A 16,605-nucleotide genomic window follows, 5' to 3' on the forward strand; every position below is an offset into this window, starting at 1 on the left:
CCTCCCGGTACTAGCTTTCGCGGCGCCCGTTCCGGTCGGTGGAGCTGTAATCCGTGGAGGGCTGCCCGCTGCCGCTGTGCTCTTCGCGCAGCTCGCGGCCGCGGCGGATGTCCTCTTCCTCCTGCGCCTGCAGCTTGTCGCTCTTCTTCGTGTCGCGCGGCGGCAGCTGGATGGTTTCCTCCGCTTCGATGCCGGCCTGGAGCTGGCGTCCGCGCTCGGTCTCGGCGTCGAACTCGGCGCCGAAGAGCAGCGACATGTTCAGGATCCAGAGCCAGAGCAGCGCGATGATCACGCCGCCGATCGCACCGTAGGTCTTGTTGTAGCTGCTGAAGTTGGCCACGTAGAAACCGAAAGCGAGGGAGGCCAGCAGGAAGACCACCAGGGCGATGGCCGAGCCCATGCTCATCCAGCGAAATTTCGGCTGCTTGACGTTGGGGGTGGCGTAGTAAAGGATGGCGATCGCGAGGACGACCAGCACCAGCATCACCGGCCATTTGGCGATGTTCCAGACGGCCAGGAAGGCGCCGCCGAGGCCGATCATGTTCCCGACGGATTCCGCCACCGGGCCGCTGAGCACCAGCATCGCGGCCAGCACGACGACGATCAGCAGGTTGACGACCGTGACGCCGAGCATGGTGCCGCGCAGCTTGAGGAACGGCCTGCCCTCATCGATCTCGTAGACCCGGTTCATGGCCCGGCCGAACGCGCCCACGTAGCCGGACGCGGACCAGAGAGCGGTGAGCAAGCCAAGGATCAGGGTGAAGCCGGCGGCCGGCGAGCTTGCCAGGTCCTGGACCACCCCGCGGATCGTGTCCACGGTATCGCCCGGGGCGATGCCCTGTGCGATATCGAGCAGCGCCGAGGTAGTTTTCTGGGGGTTCCCGAAAATGCCCAACATGGACACCAGCGCCAGCAGCGCCGGGAAGATTGAGAGTACCGAGTAATAGGTCAGCGACGCTGCGAGGTCGGGGCACTGGTCCTTGGTGAACTCCCGCAACGTCTTTGTCGCGATGTACTTCCAGGACGGCTTGGTGACGTCCCCGGGGCTGTCCGGCTTGCGGGCATCGTCCGGCGCGGGTGCGGTCCGGGCTTTGGCGGTGCTGCTCTTCGCGGTTTCGGCGTCGTCCATGGAGCCAGTGTCCGCCTTGGTGAGGTTCTTGGCCATCGGAATCTTCTTTCGTGGGTTAAGCGCAGCGGCCGGCTGCCCAGCGCGTCAGCGAGGGCAACCGGCCGTCTTCCGGGTCGGGCTAGGCCTGCTGGACGTTGTCCTTGGCGTCGGCCGCGCGGTCCTTCACGTCGGAGACGGCGCTCTGGCCTTCACCCTTGACGTTCTGGGCGGCGTCCGTGGCGGTTGCCTTGACGTTCTCCATAGCCGCCTGGGCGGGCTCCTTGAGCCCCTCGGCCACGTGCTGGGCAGCCTCGGTCAGCTCGGTGGTGAGCGGCTCGGCGGCAGTCTTCAAGGCGTCCGCCGCCTCGCGTTCCTTCTGGCTCGCCGGAATCAGCGAGGACACCAGCAGGCCGGCGCCGAAGGCGATCAGCCCGGCAGCAAGCGGATTGCCCTGGGTCTTGGTCTTGGCAAGGTGCGGTGCGTCGGCGACGGCGGAGCCGGCGTCGTTCAGGTGCGAGGCGGCGCTGCCGCCCGCGGAATGCACGTTGCCGGCGGTGTGGTCGGCTGCTCCCATGACTTTCTCCTTCACTCCGAAGACGGCGTCCTTGACCTTGTCAGTCTGGCGCTGGACGATGTGCGACGGGGTGACCTTGTCGGCCACGGCGTCGACGTTCGTGCCGAGCCGGGCGCGGGTTGCTTCAATGTCGGCGCGGATGGCATCCGGGTTTTCACTCATTGTGTTTTCCTCGCTCTAGTGGCTGGGCTTGAGGGTGGGGGGAATTTCCTGGATCGTCTCGGCGGTCTGGGGCATGCCCTTGATCGCTTTGAGTTCCTTGCGGCCCATCGAGGCCAGTACGGCGCCGATGACGCCCCAGATGATCGCGACGACGACGCCGGACCATCCCAGCCCCATCAGCGTTCCCAGGCCCCACCAGAGGGCAAGGGAGAGGAACAGCAGGACGAAGTGGCCAGCGACTCCGGCGCCGGCAAGCATACCGCTGCCTTTGCCGGCCCGGCTGGTGGTCTGCTTCAGTTCGGCCTTGGCAAGTTCCACTTCCTGACGCATCAGGGTGGACATGTCCCGTGTGACGTCACCGAGCAGATCGCCCAGGGAACTGGTCTCCGCTTTCACGTGGGCCTCCGAGGGAGGCATCGGGGCGCCCGTGGGCATCTCGCTGCTCATCGACGGCCTCCGTCGAACGGATCCTTACGGTCGGGATCGACGGTGGGATCGATCCGGTACGGATCGGCGGCCAGCGGGTCGTTTGCCCACTGGTCGGCGTGCGCACCGGTGCCCTCAAGCGGGCTGGGCGGGTAGGTATCGGCGACGCCGGCGGTCGTGGCTTCCGGGTAGGTTACCGGCGGCGGGGGGACCGCGACGCCGGTGTCCGGGACCCGGGTGACCGGTGCGCTGTACTGCGCCGGGGTGCCGGTGGTGCCCGTGGTTGCCGTGTCAGGGGCGCCCGCGCTGAGGCTGCGGCTCAGGCGTCCGGCCAGGATGCCGGCACCGGCAGCGGCCAGCAGGAAGGTGCCGGGGCGCTGGCGGGCAAAGGACTTCACTTCGCTGAGCAGCGAACCCGGGTCGCGGTTGTCCAGCCAGGTAGCCACGGACTGTGACCGTTCGGCGGCCTGCCGGATCAGGTCGGTCGCGACGCCGGGCTGGTCGGAAGCATCAGCCATCGTGTGCAGTTCGCTGGAGATAGAGCGCAGGCCCTGGGCAGCCTTCTGCTGCTGCGTGCCGGCCTGGGCGGTGAGGTCCGTGCGCGCCTGGTTGATGAGGTCCTTTGCGTTGCTCTTGACCTCACCGGCCACGTTCGCCGCTTCGGCCTTCGCCGTTTCGGTGACGTTCTGGGCCGATTCCGCGGCCTGCTGCTTCACTTCGCTGGCTTCGCCCTTGGCGGCCTCGGTCTTTGAAGACGTCCCGGTTGAAGTCCCGGTGGAAGCGGGCGGGAACGTCGAGCTCTGCCGCAGGTCCGACTCTCCCTGCGCCACACCGGGGGTGCCGTAGGTGGTGTCCTGGGGCCATTGGTTCTCTGTCATCGTCGCTCTCTTTCCTTGTAGATCTGCTGCCGGTGGAAAGACCAGCAGCGCCGAACGCGAATAGTAAGCATGATTACTAATGAATAGTAAGCACGCTTTGCATCCGATTACAAGAAGATCCTGAAATTCGGGGAATCCCAGCCGCTAGGGTTGGACCATGAGCGAAACGGCGCACGGCTAATGGCCAAACGGGGCAGAGCGGCCAGCCGCAACTCCGGAACCGGGACGCCGGGAGTGGTGGAAGTGCCGAAAGGCTCGCGCCCGGACGGCCCCGTCGCGGGCGTCTATTACATCGACACCGGCGATTGCGAGCTGATCCCGGACCAGGACAATTCAACCGGCTGGCTGCTGCGGATCAACGGCGTTATGAGCTCGCACATCGACCTGGCCGACCCGCTGTTCCTCGACTTTGAATACATGCGCTGGATCGCCGCGCTGGTGGAATCCCGCTGGCCGCCGGCGGCCCGTCCCAAGCTGCGTGCCCTGCACCTTGGCGGGGGAGCCTGCTCACTGGCACGCTACTTCCATGCCGCCTATCCGGACGCCCGCCAGGTGGTGGTGGAACTGGACGGCAAACTCGCCGAGTACGTCCGCGGCTGGTTCGACCTGCCCAAGGCGCCGCTGCTGCGGCTGCGCGTGGGGGAGGCCCGCGAGGTCACCGAGAGCCTCACGCCGCAGACGCGGGACCTCATCATCCGCGACGTCTTCGCCGGTTCACTCACCCCCCGGCCGCTCACCACCAGCGAGTTCACCGAGCACGCCCAGCGCGTCCTGGCACCCGGCGGAATTTATTTGGTGAACTCCGGCGACGCCCCCGCCCTGGCCAACGCGCGGGAGGACGCCGCAACGATCGCAGCCGCCTTCGAACACACCGTGATCATCGCCGACCCGGCCATGCTCAAGGGCCGGCGCTACGGCAACATGATCATCGCCGGCAGCGACTCGCCGTTCGACGACGACCCCGGCCTCGCGCGCCGGCTGCTGGGCGGCGCGGTCCCGGCCCACATCTGGCACGACGACAGGGTGCGGGCGTTCGCCGCCGGCGCCGCCGTCCGTCACGACCCTGCGTCGGCTGCTCCGTAGCGCCCTTTTGCGGCCCCAAAACGGCGCCTACGGAGCAATGGCTGCGTACCCGGCCCGGCCCATCAGCGCCTCGCGGTGCGCGTCGGTCTGCTCGCGCAGGGCCTGGACGAGCGCGGCGACGGCGGGGCGGCGCATCGAGTCGGGCCGCAGGACCATCCAGTAGGGGAGCAGTTCCGCGAACTCGTCCGGCAGCAGCCTGACCAGGTCCGGGTGCAGGTCCGCGGCGAAGCAGGGCAGGAAGCCGATGCCGGCCCCGGCCCGCGTCGCCTCGACGTGGACAAAAACGTTGGTGGAGCTCAGCCCGTCCCGCATGGTCGGCACCAGCCGCCGCGGGGCGTCCAGGTCGTCCACCTGCAGCATGGAATCGACGAAGTAGACCAGGGGATGGGCCTTCAGTTCGTCCACCGACCGCGGCGTCCCGTACTCGGCCAGGTAGCTCCGTGAGGCGTACATGCCCAGCATGTATTCGCCGAGCCGGGCCGCCTCGGCCCGGTGCACCTGCGGCTCGCCGACCACCACCTCGATATCCAGCCCGGAGCGCTGCTGCAGCGCCCGCCGGGTCACCGTGATGATCTCCACGCTGAGCCCGGGATGGTCGCGGCGCAGCCGGGCCACCGCAGGGGCGGCGATATAGGCGCTGAACCCGTCGGTTGCGGTCATCCGGACGACGCCGGTGACCGGGTCCGGCGTCGATCCCGGCTTTTCGAGCGAGCGCACCGCGCCTTCGACCTGTTCGGCGACGGCGACCGCCGCGGCGCCGAGTTCGGTCAGTTCCCAGCCGCCCGAGGCGCGAGAGAGCACGCGTCCGCCGAGGGCCTTCTCCAGGGCCGCGATCCGGCGCGAAACCGTGGTGTGGTTCAGGCCGAGGACCTGGGCCGCCGTCGTAAATTTCGCCGAGCGGGAGACCGCCAGCAGCACCAGCAGGTCATCAGGATTCGCATTCATATCTGCAATTCTGCACACACATCGTGCCGCTTTGGCCATTGAGCAGCCCAGAATGTGCGGCGATACTCGATGAGGCCCATTTTCAGTGCCGTGCATCACAGCGCGTGTCATCGTGGACACTAAGGAGAACCAGATGAGCGTAGATCAACGCTCCGCAACACCCCCCGCCGCACCCGCCAAGGGCGCAGGCCTCAAGAAGATCGTCGCCGCATCGATGGTCGGCACCGTCGTGGAATGGTACGAATTCTTCCTCTACGCCACCGCCGCCACCCTGGTGTTCGGCAAGTACTTCTTCCCCGCCACCGGCAATGAGCTGGACGGCATCATCCAGGCATTCCTGACCTACGCTGTCGGCTTCGTCGCCCGCCCGCTCGGCGGCATCGTCTTCGGCCAGATCGGCGACAAGCTGGGCCGCAAGCCCACCCTGCAGCTGACCATCGTGATCATCGGTGTGTCCACGTTCCTGATGGGCTGCCTGCCGGGCTTCGCCGAGATCGGCTACCTCGCGCCGGCCCTGCTGGTCGCGCTGCGCTTCATCCAGGGCTTCGCGCTGGGCGGCGAATGGGGCGGCGCCGTGCTGCTCGTCGCCGAACACAGCCCGAACGAGTCCCGCGGCTTCTGGTCCAGCTGGCCCCAGGCCGCCGTCCCGGTCGGCAACCTGCTGGCCACCCTCGTCCTGTTCATCATGTCCAATGTCCTCAGCGCCGCCGATTTCCTTGGCTGGGGCTGGCGCGTGGCATTCTGGCTCTCCGCGGTGATCGTGTTCGTCGGCTACTACATCCGCACCAACGTCTCCGAAGCCCCGATTTTCCTTGAGGCCAAGGCGCAGCTGGAGCAGGAACAGGCCGCCAGCTACGGCGTCCGCGAGGTGATCCGCAAGTACCCCAAGGGCATCCTGCAGGCCATGGGCCTCCGGTTCGCGGAAAACATCATGTACTACCTCGTGGTGAGCTTCGCGATCGTGTACCTCAAGAGCGTGCACAAGTACGACACGTCCTCGCTGCTGCTGGCACTGCTGATCGCGCACCTCATCCACTTCCTGGTCATCCCGCAGGTCGGCAGGCTCGTGGACAGCTGGGGCCGCAAGCCGGTCTACCTGGTCGGCGCCATCACCGGTGCCACCTGGCCGTTTTTCGCCTTCCCGATGTTCGACACCCGCAACCCGGTGGTCATTGTGCTGGCCGTGACGATCGGCCTGTGCCTCCACGCGTTCATGTACGCCGGCCAGCCGGCCCTGATGTCGGAACTGTTCCCCACCCGGATGCGCTACGCCGGCGTCTCGCTGGGCTCGCAGGTCACCTCGATCTTCGCCGGCTCGCTGGCGCCGCTGCTGGCCACCGCCTGGCTCAAGGACACCGGCTCCTGGCTGCCCACCGCCATCTACCTTGTCGTGGCCTGTGCCATCACCACGGCGGCGGTGCTCAGCCTCAAGGAGACCAAGGGCATCGCCCTCGAGGACGTGGACCGGGCCGACGCGGAACGTGAAAGCCTCGCCGTCGCGGGCACCCGCTGACTGCTCGACTCTGACCTGCTTGAATCTGATCACCGTGAATTTCTGAACTGGAGGGCTGGGAAATGGAAAATACGCTCAACGGCCGCAAGGCACTGGTCACCGGCGGCGCGGGCGGGATCGGCGCGGCCAGCGTCCGTGCCCTCGCCGCGCGGGGCGCGAAGGTGGTGGTTGCCGACGTCGACGAAGCCGCCGCCACCGCCCTGGCCGACGAGGTCGGGGGGACCGCGTGGGCGGTCAACCTGCTCGACGTCGAAGCGCTGCAGACGCTCAGCCTGGATTGCGACATCCTGGTCAACAACGCCGGGATCCAGCGCATCAGCCCGATCGAGGACTTTGATCCGGCCGACTTCCGGCGCATCGTCACGCTCATGCTGGAGGCCCCGTTCCTGCTGATCCGGGCCGCGCTGCCGCACATGTACGCCAACGGCTTCGGCCGGATCATCAACCTGTCCTCGGTGCACGGACTCCGGGCCTCGCCGTTCAAGAGCGCCTACGTCTCGGCCAAGCATGGGCTGGAAGGGCTGAGCAAGGTCACGGCGCTGGAGGGCGGCGCCCACGGCGTCACGTCCAACTGCATCAACCCCGGGTATGTCCGGACTCCGCTGGTCGAATCGCAGATTGCGGACCAGGCCAAGGTGCACGGCATTCCGGAGTCCGAGGTGCTGAGCAAGATCATGCTCACCGAGGCCGCCGTGAAGCGGCTGGTCGAACCGGAGGAGGTCGCCTCGCTGGTGGCCTGGCTGGCCTCGAACGACGCCGGCATGGTCACCGGTGCGAGCTACACGATGGACGGCGGCTGGTCCGCGCGTTAGGCCGCTAACTCTGACCTGCCGGCTCTGACGCGCTGGCTCTGACCCGCCCGGGCGCAACTGCCCGGGCGGGTCCGTTGTCTGTCAGTCCCGCCCGGCTTGGCGGCCGGGCATGCTGGCCGGGGCGGGATTGCCGGCGGGGGCGTGCCGCTAGGCTGGGGGCATGCGCAAGGATTTCAGCCCCGCCGACCTGCCCTCCGCAGAGTTTTACCGGCTGCTGACCGCCGTCGTCGTTCCCCGTCCCATTGCCTGGGTGTCCAGCACCTCCGCCGACGGGGTGGACAATCTCGCTCCGCATTCCTTCTTCACTGTTGCGTCGGTGACACCGCCAATCGTCCAGTTCACCTCGGTGGGCCGGAAGGACACGCTGCGGAACATCTCCGCGCGCGGCGAATTTGTGGTCAATCTTGCGCCGGCTGATTTCATCGCCGAGGTCAACGCGACCGGCACCAACTTCCCGCCGGAAGTCAGCGAGTTCGACGCCGCCCACGTCACCCGGGAGGCCAGCCTGACCGTCAGCGTGCCGCGGGTGGCGGAGTCGCCGGCGGCACTGGAGTGCCGGCTGCATTCGATCCTGCCCATGGGCGACTGCGTCCTGGTGTTCGGCGAAGTTACCCACGCCGCGGTCTCTGCCGATGTCCTGGAGGGCAACCACCCGCGGATCGACCTGCTCGGGCCGCTGGCCCGGCTGGGGCGCGACGAGTGGGGGCACCTGGGGCCGGTTCAGGAACTCGGCCGGATCCGGAAGTCCGACTGGCCGGGCGACTTCCGGCGGAGGGGCGAACGGGAGGCGTAACGCCCGCACCGGCGCGGGCCGCCGTCGACCGCCGGCCTGATGCTGTCAGGAGGCAGGTGTGGCGGTCTGCCGGATGTAATCCCGGACCGCCGCTTCCGGGATGCGGTAGGACTTTCCGAAGCGGACTGCCGCCAGGGCCTGGGATTTGACCAGTCTGTAGACGGTCATCTTGGACACCCGCATCATCACCGCCACCTCGGCGGCGGTCAGGTAAACGGGCACGGCATCTGCAGCGAACATGGACATGATCTCCTTAATGCGAACGGCATACCTTGCCCCCGGCCGCCCCTTTGCCCGGCACGGGCAGGTGCGCGGTGTGGTGTGACCGTGGACGGGATCTACTCGGGGCGCCGTACGTTCCGGTGGTCGAAGAAAACCAGGCTTCCGGCCGGTGTGCCGGGGATGCGCAGCCCGACGTACGGGGCCCGGATGACCTCCACCCTCCCCTCCCTGCGGCCGTTGAAAGGGTCGTCACCCACCACCACCTCGCCGATCCGGAACGGGACGCGGCCCTCGCGCAGGCGGTGGACGGCCTGCCTGAGTGTCCGGCCAATACGCCCGGCCGGCCGCGGACGTGCTGGTTGTGCTGGGCTGATTGGCTGTGCTGGGGAAATGCTCATCGGAGTGCTCCTTGCCTGCGAACCGAACCCCTTCGCGGGGGAACCGGCGGGGCCGGGCCCCCAGCCCGGCCATCCCTGCTCCGGTGCCCCCGTCACGCCACTCTAGGGATTACTCCCTCCAGTAACACGAGTAACATTTACCTCATCTTCACCACGGACTACTTGGACGGTCGCAGCTGATACTCGCGTGGCAGCGCCGCGCCGGCCGAGCGGTGGCAGACGGCGGAGGTTGCGCCAGTGGAAAGATACTGCCAGCACGATCAGCGGGACGTGGATCGCCGGGAGGTTCCGGGCAAACCACTTCGGCAAATAGATGTCGGTGACGGATCCGGTGGCATCGCCCAGTCGCTTAGCCACCGCCGTCAGCGGGCAATGGAAGCCGTTGCCCGCAAAGACCGCAGTTTCGGCGAGGACGATGGCGCCAGCAAGGCCCGCCCTCCGGTCGGAATGTCCCCGGAACCCGGCGTACAGGACATAGACCATCGCCGATTCGATCGTGAACCACGCAAGGGTGTGGACCGTCTTCACCGCTCTCAGCCCCGCCCCCTGCAGCCCTGGCCGCACGCTTTTCACGCCCGTCACCCGGCCTGCTGCATGGCGAGCACGATGATGGCTGTGTTGATGCCCAGCCCGATCAGCCACCACGGGTTGAAGGTGAGCAGCAGCAGCGCGGCTGAGATTGCTGCCCCGGCGACCGTGACCGGGATCCACCACGGCGCCGCCACCAGGACGCCCAGGCCGGCCAGCCCCAGCACCGCCGCGGCGGCGACGGCCAGGGCAACAGCGAGCCGGCGCACCTCCCCAGCGAAGGGAGACCGGCCGACGTTGAACGGCGCCTTCGCGTCCGGCCGCGGCAGCCAGATGGCGAGGTGAACGAGGCCGTGGGCGATTAAGAACAGTCCTGCGATCCAGCGCACGGCGGTCCTCCTGGTGTTCCGGCGGCTCCTTTCAGTGAAGCGCCGCCCCCGCGGCCGGGCTAGGGGCGGAAGTCCCGCGGGCCGGGCCCCGTCACGTACCCGGCGAAAGTCCGGTATCCCAGACAGGAGGGTGCGGCGATGCGATCCCGGCGGCAGCGGGCCGGGTGCATGCTTGAGTACGGGATACCGGACACCGCCCGACGTCGAAGAGGAACACATGCCTGCCGCCAGCCGCACTGCCCAGCCCGGGGAAGCCACCAGCCCCGTACCGAACGCGGCCGTACCGAAGCCGGCCGCCGCCAGGGCGGCGTCCAAGGTACCTGCTGCCGAAAATACGCTGCGCATCCTGAAACTGCTGGCCTCCAAGCGCGGGCCGATGGCGGCGTCGAACATTGCCACGTCCCTGGGCCTGCCCCGCTCCAGCGTCTACCACCTGCTGGGGGTGATGGAGGCGAACGGATTCGTGCTCCACCTGCACGAAGAACAGCGCTACGGCCTCGGCATCAGCGCCTTCGAGCTCAGCTCCGCCTATTCACGCCAGGAGCCGCTTTCCCGGCTGGGCCGGCCCATGCTCGCATCGCTCGTGGACGTGATCGGGGAGAGCGCGCACCTGGCCGTGCTGCACGGCCGGGACGTGCTCTACATCGTCGAGGAGCGGGCCAAGAACCGCCCCTCCCTCGTGACCGACGTCGGCGTCCGGCTGCCCAGCCACCTCACCGCGAGCGGACGCGCGATCCTGGCCGCGCTGCCGAAGTCCCAGGTCCGCGCGCTGTACCCGAACGCCGCGGCTTTCAGTGCCCGGCACGAGACCGAATCACCGATCACCAAGTACTCGGCCTTGTCCTCCCACCTGGACCAGGTCCGGCAGCGGGGCTACGCCACGGAACACGGCGAGGTGACGCCGGGCTTTGGTTCGATCGCGGCCGCCGTCACGGACCACGCGGGCTGGCCGACGGCCGCCGTAGCCGTGACGTTTCTGGAGGACAAGCTGCCGGCGGACCAGTGGCCGGTGCTGGCCGCGCGGGTCAAGAAGGTGGCGGACGATCTCTCGGTCCGGATCCATGGGCGCCCCAGCCTAACCAGCTCGCTCTAGTTGCCGTTCCGGGCGCTCAAATCGACGCCAACCGCGAGCCGGTCGGGTCTGGAATCCCGGACAGCACCCGCCGGAAGCCCCTGTTTCCGGGGCTGCGGACAGGCTTTAGTTGATACAGAACCTCTTGCCAGGAACCACCCGAGACAACAAAGGAGCCCCTCATGGCACCCGCCGACTTCACCACCGGTGCCCGCCCGGTCAAAGCAGCCCGCGGCACCGAGCTCACCGCCAAGAGCTGGCAGACCGAAGCCCCGCTGCGCATGCTGATGAACAACCTGGACCCCGAGGTGGCCGAACGCCCTGATGACCTGGTGGTCTACGGCGGCACCGGCCGCGCCGTCCGCAGCTGGGCGGCGTTCGACGCGATCACCCGCACCCTGGAAACCATGGAAAAGGACGAAACCCTGCTGGTCCAGTCCGGCAAGCCGGTCGGCGTTTTCCGCACCAACGAATGGGCGCCCCGGGTGCTGCTGGCGAACTCCAACCTCGTCGGCGACTGGGCGAACTGGCCCGAATTCCGCCGGCTCGAGGCCGAGGGGCTGATGATGTACGGCCAGATGACCGCCGGGTCCTGGATCTACATCGGCACCCAGGGCATCCTGCAGGGCACCTTCGAGACCTTCGCCGCGATCGCCCGCAAGCTCACCGGGGACGAAAACGGCACCCTCGCCGGCACCTTGACCCTCACCGGCGGCTGCGGCGGCATGGGCGGCGCGCAGCCGCTCGCCGTCACCCTGAACGAGGGCGCCTGCCTGATTGTCGACGTCGACGAGAGCCACCTGCGCCGACGCGCCGGCAAGCGCTACCTCGACGAGGTGGAGACCGACCTCGACGCCGCCATCGCCAAGGTGCTCAAAGCCAAGGAAGAGCGCCGCGGCTGGTCCGTCGGCTATGTCGGCAACGCCGCCGAGGTGTTCCCCGAGATCCTGCGCCGCCACAACGCCGGCGAGCTCACCGTGGACATCGTCACTGACCAGACTTCCGCGCACGACCCGCTGAGCTACCTGCCCGAGGGCATCACGGTCGAGGAATGGCACAGCGAGGCCGCAGCCGATCCCGAGGGCTTCACCAAGAAGGCCCAGGCCTCGATGGCCAGGCACGTGGCGGCCATGGTCGAGTTCCAGGACGCCGGCGCCGAGGTATTCGACTATGGCAACTCCATCCGCGACGAGGCCCGCAAGGGCGGCTACACGCGCGCCTTCGAATTCCCCGGCTTCGTCCCGGCGTACATCCGGCCGCTGTTCTGCGAGGGCCTGGGCCCGTTCCGCTGGGTGGCACTCTCCGGTGACCCGGAGGACATCGCGGTCACGGACAAGGCCATCAAGGAACTCTTCCCGGAGAACAAGCACCTGCACCGCTGGATCGACGCCGCCGCCGAGCGCGTGGAGTTCGAGGGCCTGCCGGCCCGGATCTGCTGGCTGGGCTACGGCGACCGCGCCAAGGCCGGACTGCTGTTCAACCAGCTGGTCAGGGAGGGCAAGGTCAAGGCGCCCATCGTGATCGGCCGCGACCACCTGGACTCGGGCTCAGTCGCCTCCCCGTACCGTGAGACCGAGGCGATGGCGGACGGCTCCGACGCGATCGCCGACTGGCCGCTGCTGAACGCGCTGCTCAACACGGCGTCCGGCGCCACCTGGGTCTCCATCCACCACGGCGGCGGCGTCGGGATCGGCCGCTCCATCCACGCCGGCCAGGTCTCCGTGGCCGACGGCACGGACCTCGCTGCGGAGAAGCTCGAACGCCTGCTCACCAATGACCCCGGCATGGGCGTCATCCGCCACGCCGACGCCGGCTACGAGCGCGCCGTCGAGGTCGCGAAAGAACGCGGCGTCCGCATCCCGATGCTCCCCACGGACTCCGCAGAAGCAAAGAAGTAGGAATCATGACCCTGACAACGCAAGCTCCGCTCACCGTCACCCTCGGCGCCAGCGGCGTCACCCCGGAGGACGTCGTCGCCGTCGCCCGCCACGACGCCAAGGTGACCATCGCCCAGGACGCCCTCGACGCCGTCGCCACGGTGCGCGCCCACATCGACGACCTCGCGCACAGCGAGACCCCGGCCTACGGAATCTCCACCGGCTTCGGGGCGCTGGCCAACCGGCACATCCCCAACCAGCTGCGCACCCAGCTGCAGAAGTCGCTGATCCGCAGCCACGCCGCCGGCATGGGCCCGGCCGTGGAACGCGAGGTGGTCCGCGGCATCATGTTCCTGCGCGCCAAGACTCTCGCCTCCGGCCGCACCGGCGTCCGCCCCGTGGTGCTGCAGACCATGGTGGATGTCCTCAACGCCGGCATCACCCCGGTGGTACGCGAATTCGGCTCGCTGGGCTGCTCGGGCGACCTCGCGCCGCTGTCCCACTGCGCCCTGGTCCTGATGGGCGAGGGCGAAGCGTTGGGTCCCGACGGCGAGCTGTACGGCGCCAAGGACGGCCGTCCGGTCGCGGAGCTCCTCGCCGCGCACGGCATTGAACCCGTCACCCTGGCAGAAAAGGAAGGCCTGGCCCTGGTCAACGGCACCGAGGGCATGCTGGGGATGCTGCTGATGGCCATCGCGGACCTCCGCCAGCTGCTCACGACGGCGGACATCACCGCCGCGCTCAGCGTCGAGGCGCTGCTCGGCACCGACCAGGTGTTCCTCCCCGAACTGCACGCCGCGCTCCGGCCACACCCGGGCCAGGCCGCCTCCGCGGACAACATGCTCCGGGTGCTGTCCAACTCCCCGATCGTGGCCTCGCACCGGATCAACGACACCAAGGTCCAGGACGCCTACTCGCTGCGCTGCGCCCCCCAGGTGGCCGGCGCCGTCCGCGACACCGTGGACCACGCGGCACTGGTGGCCTCCCGCGAACTGGCGGCCGCGATCGACAACCCGGTGGTCCTGCCAGACGGCCGGGTCAGCTCCAACGGCAACTTCCACGGCGCCCCGGTGGCCTACGTGCTGGACTTCCTGGCCATCGCCGTCGCGGATCTGAGTTCCATTGCCGAGCGTCGCACCGACCGGATGCTGGACCCGGCCCGCTCGCACGGGCTTCCCGCCTTCCTCGCCGCGGACCCCGGCGTCGACTCCGGCCTGATGATCGCGCAGTACACCCAGGCCGGGCTGGTCTCGGACAACAAACGGCTGGCCGTGCCGGCGTCGGTGGACTCGATCCCCAGCTCGGCCATGCAGGAGGACCACGTGTCGATGGGCTGGCACGCGGCCCGCAAGCTGCGCCGCGCGGTGGAGAACCTGCGCCGCGTCCTGGCGATCGAGCTGGTGACTTCCGCCCGCGCCCTGGACATCCGCACGCAGCTCTCCGGCGGTGAACTGACGCCGGGACCGGCCGGCGCCGCGGTCATCGCGGTGTTGCGCGACGTCGTCGACGGCCCGGGCGCCGACCGGTTCCTCTCGCCAGAACTGGAAGCCGCGGACCGGCTGGTGGCGTCGGGCAAGGTGCGCGCCGCCGCCGAATCCGCCGTCGGAAATCTGGCCTGACGGCAAACAAAATACGCGGTACCCGGGATTTCCTGAGGGCCTCCGAAATGTTCGGCAACACGGCGGGCGGGCCCGGAGGAATTGTAGTAAAAATATGATCAAGCCCACACCAACGATGTTGTGGCAAGAACCTACAAAGGGGTAGAAGTTCATGAAAGCACGCGGGACGGTTATGTCCAGGCGCACGGCATTCGCCGCCACGGTTTCCGACTGGAGGAGCCTCAAGACGGGGGACCGGGTGGAAATCCTGAAGCACGCGCAGCTTCTGGCAGCCGGCGAAGTCGAAGAGGTTTCCTCCAGCGGCAACGTGCTCTGGCTGGTGCCGGCAGGGCCGTCGGAGACGCAGCTGTTCCTGAAGTCCGACGGCGTCCAGGTGCGGCGGAGCTAGGCGCCCCGCCCCGCCAGGGGCAAGGAAAAAGGGCCGGTGAGGGGTGCATCCCTCACCGGCCCTTGGCCTGTCCCGGCCCGCGCAGGCTAGGCGGCGACGTCCTCGTGGGTCTCGCCGAACGGCACGGTGTCATCCAGTGCCACGGTGTAGGCGCCCGGCTCGTGGCGGGTAACCCGGATCCCGCAGCGGCGGTCCTGGACGGCCGAGGCGATCAGGGTGTTGACGGCGTTTTCGAGGCCGTAGTGGACCTCGTGGGCACTGGCGAACGAGAGCTTGATGGACGTTGCGTCAGAGGCCTGGGTCCGCATGGTGTGTGTGTTCATTAACTGGTCTTTCCTAGAATCCGGCCGGTTGGCCGCCCTCCATTCTAGTCTGTCCGGCGTGGCGTCCCGGCCCGGAGCCGATAGTGTGCAGGTGGCGGTATATCTTTTAGGCGAGGGGCGCCGTTCTTTTGGGAACGGCGCCCCGACCCATTCCGGGCCTGCTCCCCGGTCGCGGCAGGAGGGCGTGCAGATGTTTGAGGGTTCCAGTATTGTCTTCGTCGCGGCCGGAATCGCCGTCTTCATCGCGGCGGTGCTGCCCAAGCTGCTGCGCAACGCGCCGCTCTCGATGCCGATGGTCTTCCTGGGCGCCGGCATGCTGGCGTTCACGCTGATGCCGGCGCTGCCGGACCCTGATCCGCTGCAGCACGGGGAGTTCGTCACCCACCTGACCGAAGTCTGCGTCATCATCTCGCTGATGGGAGCCGGGCTGGCGCTGGACCGGCCGCTGGGGCTCCGGCGGTGGTCCACGACCTGGCGGATGCTGGGACTGGCCATGCCGCTGTGCATCATCGGCCTGACCCTGCTGGGGCTGTGGTTCCTGGGCCTCGGCCTGGGCGCCGCCCTCCTCGTAGCGGCCGCGCTGGCACCGACCGACCCGGTCCTGGCCTCCGAGGTGCAGGTGGGGGAGCCCGCCGACGAGGAAGAGGAAACCGAACGCGAGGACGAGATCCGCTTCGGGCTGACCTCCGAAGCCGGCCTGAACGACGGCCTGGCGTTCCCGTTCGTCTACCTCGCCATTGCCATCAGCTTTGTCGGGGCCTCGCCGTCCGGCTGGCTCGGTAACTTTCTCGCGGTGGACGTGCTCTGGCGGATCGGCATCGGCGTCTTGCTGGGCGTCGGGACGGGCAAGCTGCTGGGCCGGCTCTTCTTCACGGCCCGGCACGAGAGCATCCGGCTCTCCAACCACTCCGAGGGGTTCGTGGCACTGGCGGCGACGTTCCTGGCCTACGGGGTGACCGAGCTGATCGAGGGCTACGGCTTCGTCGCGGTGTTCGTCTGCGCCGTCACCATCCGGGCCGCGGAACGCACCCACGGTTTCCACCGGGTGATGCACTCCTACGTGGAGCAGTTGGAGCGGCTCCTGACCGTGGTCATCCTGGTCCTGCTGGGCGGCGCGATCGCCCGCGGCCTCCTCGCCGGGATCGGCTGGACCGAGGTGCTGGTGGCGCTGGCCTTCCTGCTGCTGGTGCGTCCGCTGGCGGGCTGGCTCGGGCTGGCGCGGGGCAAGACCGGCCCGCGGGAACGGATCGCCATCTCCTTCTTCGGCATCCGCGGCATCGGCTCGCTCTACTACCTCGCTTACGCCCTGGGCCACGGAAACTTCGGCGCACAGGCGCAGGAACTCTGGGCCTTTGTGGGGCTGGTCGTGGCCATGTCGATCGTGCTGCACGGCGCAACGACGGCGCCGGTGATGAACCGGCTGGATCGGCTGCGCGAGCGCCGCGCGGTGGAAGAGCACGGCGACGAGGGCCAGGCCCCGCACACCGCCATCTGA

The 16,605-nt window shown here is 68.5% G+C and carries 19 protein-coding genes; 9 read left to right on the plus strand and 10 right to left on the minus strand.

What is annotated here, in order from left to right:
* Positions 1–10: 10 nt before the first annotated feature.
* The 4 genes from AC1MED_RS02150 to AC1MED_RS02165 all read right to left on the minus strand — a co-directional run bounded on the left by AC1MED_RS02150 (position 11) and on the right by AC1MED_RS02165 (position 3,148).
* The gene (locus tag AC1MED_RS02150; RefSeq protein ID WP_479785241.1) at positions 11–1,165 is read right to left on the minus strand and encodes a YihY/virulence factor BrkB family protein; all 1,155 of its coding nucleotides are present in this window, start codon (positions 1,163–1,165) and stop codon (positions 11–13) included.
* 82 nt (positions 1,166–1,247) lie between these two features.
* Positions 1,248–1,844 (minus strand): DUF3618 domain-containing protein, encoded by a 597-nt coding sequence (locus AC1MED_RS02155; RefSeq protein ID WP_346958491.1) that lies wholly within the window; start codon positions 1,842–1,844, stop codon positions 1,248–1,250.
* A 15-nt stretch (positions 1,845–1,859) separates the two neighbouring features.
* The gene (locus AC1MED_RS02160) at positions 1,860–2,291 is read right to left on the minus strand and encodes a phage holin family protein (RefSeq protein WP_346958492.1); all 432 of its coding nucleotides are present in this window, start codon (positions 2,289–2,291) and stop codon (positions 1,860–1,862) included.
* On the minus strand, positions 2,288–3,148 hold the full coding sequence (locus tag AC1MED_RS02165) for an ATP synthase subunit B family protein (protein WP_479785242.1): 861 nt from the start codon (positions 3,146–3,148) through the stop codon (positions 2,288–2,290). The genes AC1MED_RS02160 and AC1MED_RS02165 overlap by 4 nt, the downstream gene beginning before the upstream one ends.
* Positions 3,149–3,328: 180 nt before the next feature.
* On the opposite strand from AC1MED_RS02165, the gene AC1MED_RS02170 reads away from it, so the two are divergent.
* Positions 3,329–4,231 (plus strand): spermidine synthase, encoded by a 903-nt coding sequence (locus AC1MED_RS02170; RefSeq protein WP_346958651.1) that lies wholly within the window; start codon positions 3,329–3,331, stop codon positions 4,229–4,231.
* A 27-nt stretch (positions 4,232–4,258) separates the two neighbouring features.
* Here AC1MED_RS02170 and AC1MED_RS02175 read toward each other — a convergent pair whose 3' ends face one another.
* Positions 4,259–5,176, minus strand: coding sequence for a LysR family transcriptional regulator (locus tag AC1MED_RS02175; RefSeq protein WP_346958494.1), 918 nt, complete (start codon positions 5,174–5,176; stop codon positions 4,259–4,261).
* Between the two features lie 133 nt (positions 5,177–5,309).
* Here AC1MED_RS02175 and AC1MED_RS02180 point away from each other — a divergent pair, with 133 nt between their 5' ends.
* From AC1MED_RS02180 to AC1MED_RS02190, 3 genes are all read left to right on the plus strand, one after another.
* Complete coding sequence (locus AC1MED_RS02180) at positions 5,310–6,689, plus strand: MFS transporter (RefSeq protein ID WP_479785243.1); 1,380 nt, start codon at positions 5,310–5,312, stop codon at positions 6,687–6,689.
* 62 nt (positions 6,690–6,751) lie between these two features.
* On the plus strand, positions 6,752–7,501 hold the full coding sequence (locus AC1MED_RS02185) for a 3-hydroxybutyrate dehydrogenase (protein WP_346958496.1): 750 nt from the start codon (positions 6,752–6,754) through the stop codon (positions 7,499–7,501).
* Positions 7,502–7,661: 160 nt separating this feature from the next.
* Entirely contained in the window at positions 7,662–8,294 is a 633-nt protein-coding gene (locus tag AC1MED_RS02190) for a flavin reductase family protein (RefSeq protein WP_346958497.1), read from the plus strand.
* A gap of 45 nt (positions 8,295–8,339) precedes the next feature.
* Here the strand turns inward: AC1MED_RS02190 and AC1MED_RS02195 are convergent, their stop codons facing one another.
* From AC1MED_RS02195 to AC1MED_RS02210, 4 genes are all read right to left on the minus strand, one after another.
* On the minus strand, positions 8,340–8,534 hold the full coding sequence (locus AC1MED_RS02195) for a helix-turn-helix domain-containing protein (protein WP_346958498.1): 195 nt from the start codon (positions 8,532–8,534) through the stop codon (positions 8,340–8,342).
* 98 nt (positions 8,535–8,632) lie between these two features.
* Positions 8,633–8,914, minus strand: a complete 282-nt coding sequence (locus AC1MED_RS02200; protein ID WP_479785244.1) for a hypothetical protein — start codon at positions 8,912–8,914, stop codon at positions 8,633–8,635.
* 102 nt (positions 8,915–9,016) lie between these two features.
* Positions 9,017–9,496 (minus strand): hypothetical protein, encoded by a 480-nt coding sequence (locus AC1MED_RS02205; protein ID WP_479785245.1) that lies wholly within the window; start codon positions 9,494–9,496, stop codon positions 9,017–9,019.
* The gene (locus AC1MED_RS02210; protein ID WP_479785246.1) at positions 9,493–9,831 is read right to left on the minus strand and encodes a hypothetical protein; all 339 of its coding nucleotides are present in this window, start codon (positions 9,829–9,831) and stop codon (positions 9,493–9,495) included. Before AC1MED_RS02210 ends, AC1MED_RS02205 begins: the two co-directional genes overlap by 4 nt.
* Positions 9,832–10,048: 217 nt before the next feature.
* Here AC1MED_RS02210 and AC1MED_RS02215 point away from each other — a divergent pair, with 217 nt between their 5' ends.
* From AC1MED_RS02215 to AC1MED_RS02230, 4 genes are all read left to right on the plus strand, one after another.
* Positions 10,049–10,924 carry an IclR family transcriptional regulator gene (locus AC1MED_RS02215; RefSeq protein ID WP_479786746.1) on the plus strand — a complete coding sequence of 292 codons (876 nt, stop codon included), beginning with the start codon at positions 10,049–10,051 and terminating at the stop codon, positions 10,922–10,924.
* A 161-nt stretch (positions 10,925–11,085) separates the two neighbouring features.
* Positions 11,086–12,801: a urocanate hydratase gene (locus AC1MED_RS02220; protein ID WP_479785247.1), complete on the plus strand. Its 1,716-nt coding sequence runs from the start codon at positions 11,086–11,088 to the stop codon at positions 12,799–12,801.
* Positions 12,802–12,806: 5 nt separating this feature from the next.
* Positions 12,807–14,399, plus strand: coding sequence for a histidine ammonia-lyase (gene hutH / locus AC1MED_RS02225; RefSeq protein ID WP_346958504.1), 1,593 nt, complete (start codon positions 12,807–12,809; stop codon positions 14,397–14,399).
* 151 nt (positions 14,400–14,550) lie between these two features.
* Positions 14,551–14,787 (plus strand): hypothetical protein, encoded by a 237-nt coding sequence (locus AC1MED_RS02230; RefSeq protein ID WP_479785248.1) that lies wholly within the window; start codon positions 14,551–14,553, stop codon positions 14,785–14,787.
* 86 nt (positions 14,788–14,873) lie between these two features.
* Here AC1MED_RS02230 and AC1MED_RS02235 read toward each other — a convergent pair whose 3' ends face one another.
* The gene (locus tag AC1MED_RS02235; protein WP_346958506.1) at positions 14,874–15,110 is read right to left on the minus strand and encodes a hypothetical protein; all 237 of its coding nucleotides are present in this window, start codon (positions 15,108–15,110) and stop codon (positions 14,874–14,876) included.
* Between the two features lie 190 nt (positions 15,111–15,300).
* Between AC1MED_RS02235 and AC1MED_RS02240 the strand changes: the two genes are divergently transcribed.
* Positions 15,301–16,605: a cation:proton antiporter gene (locus AC1MED_RS02240; protein WP_346958507.1), complete on the plus strand. Its 1,305-nt coding sequence runs from the start codon at positions 15,301–15,303 to the stop codon at positions 16,603–16,605.

Source organism: Arthrobacter sp. BI5 (assembly GCF_056680065.1).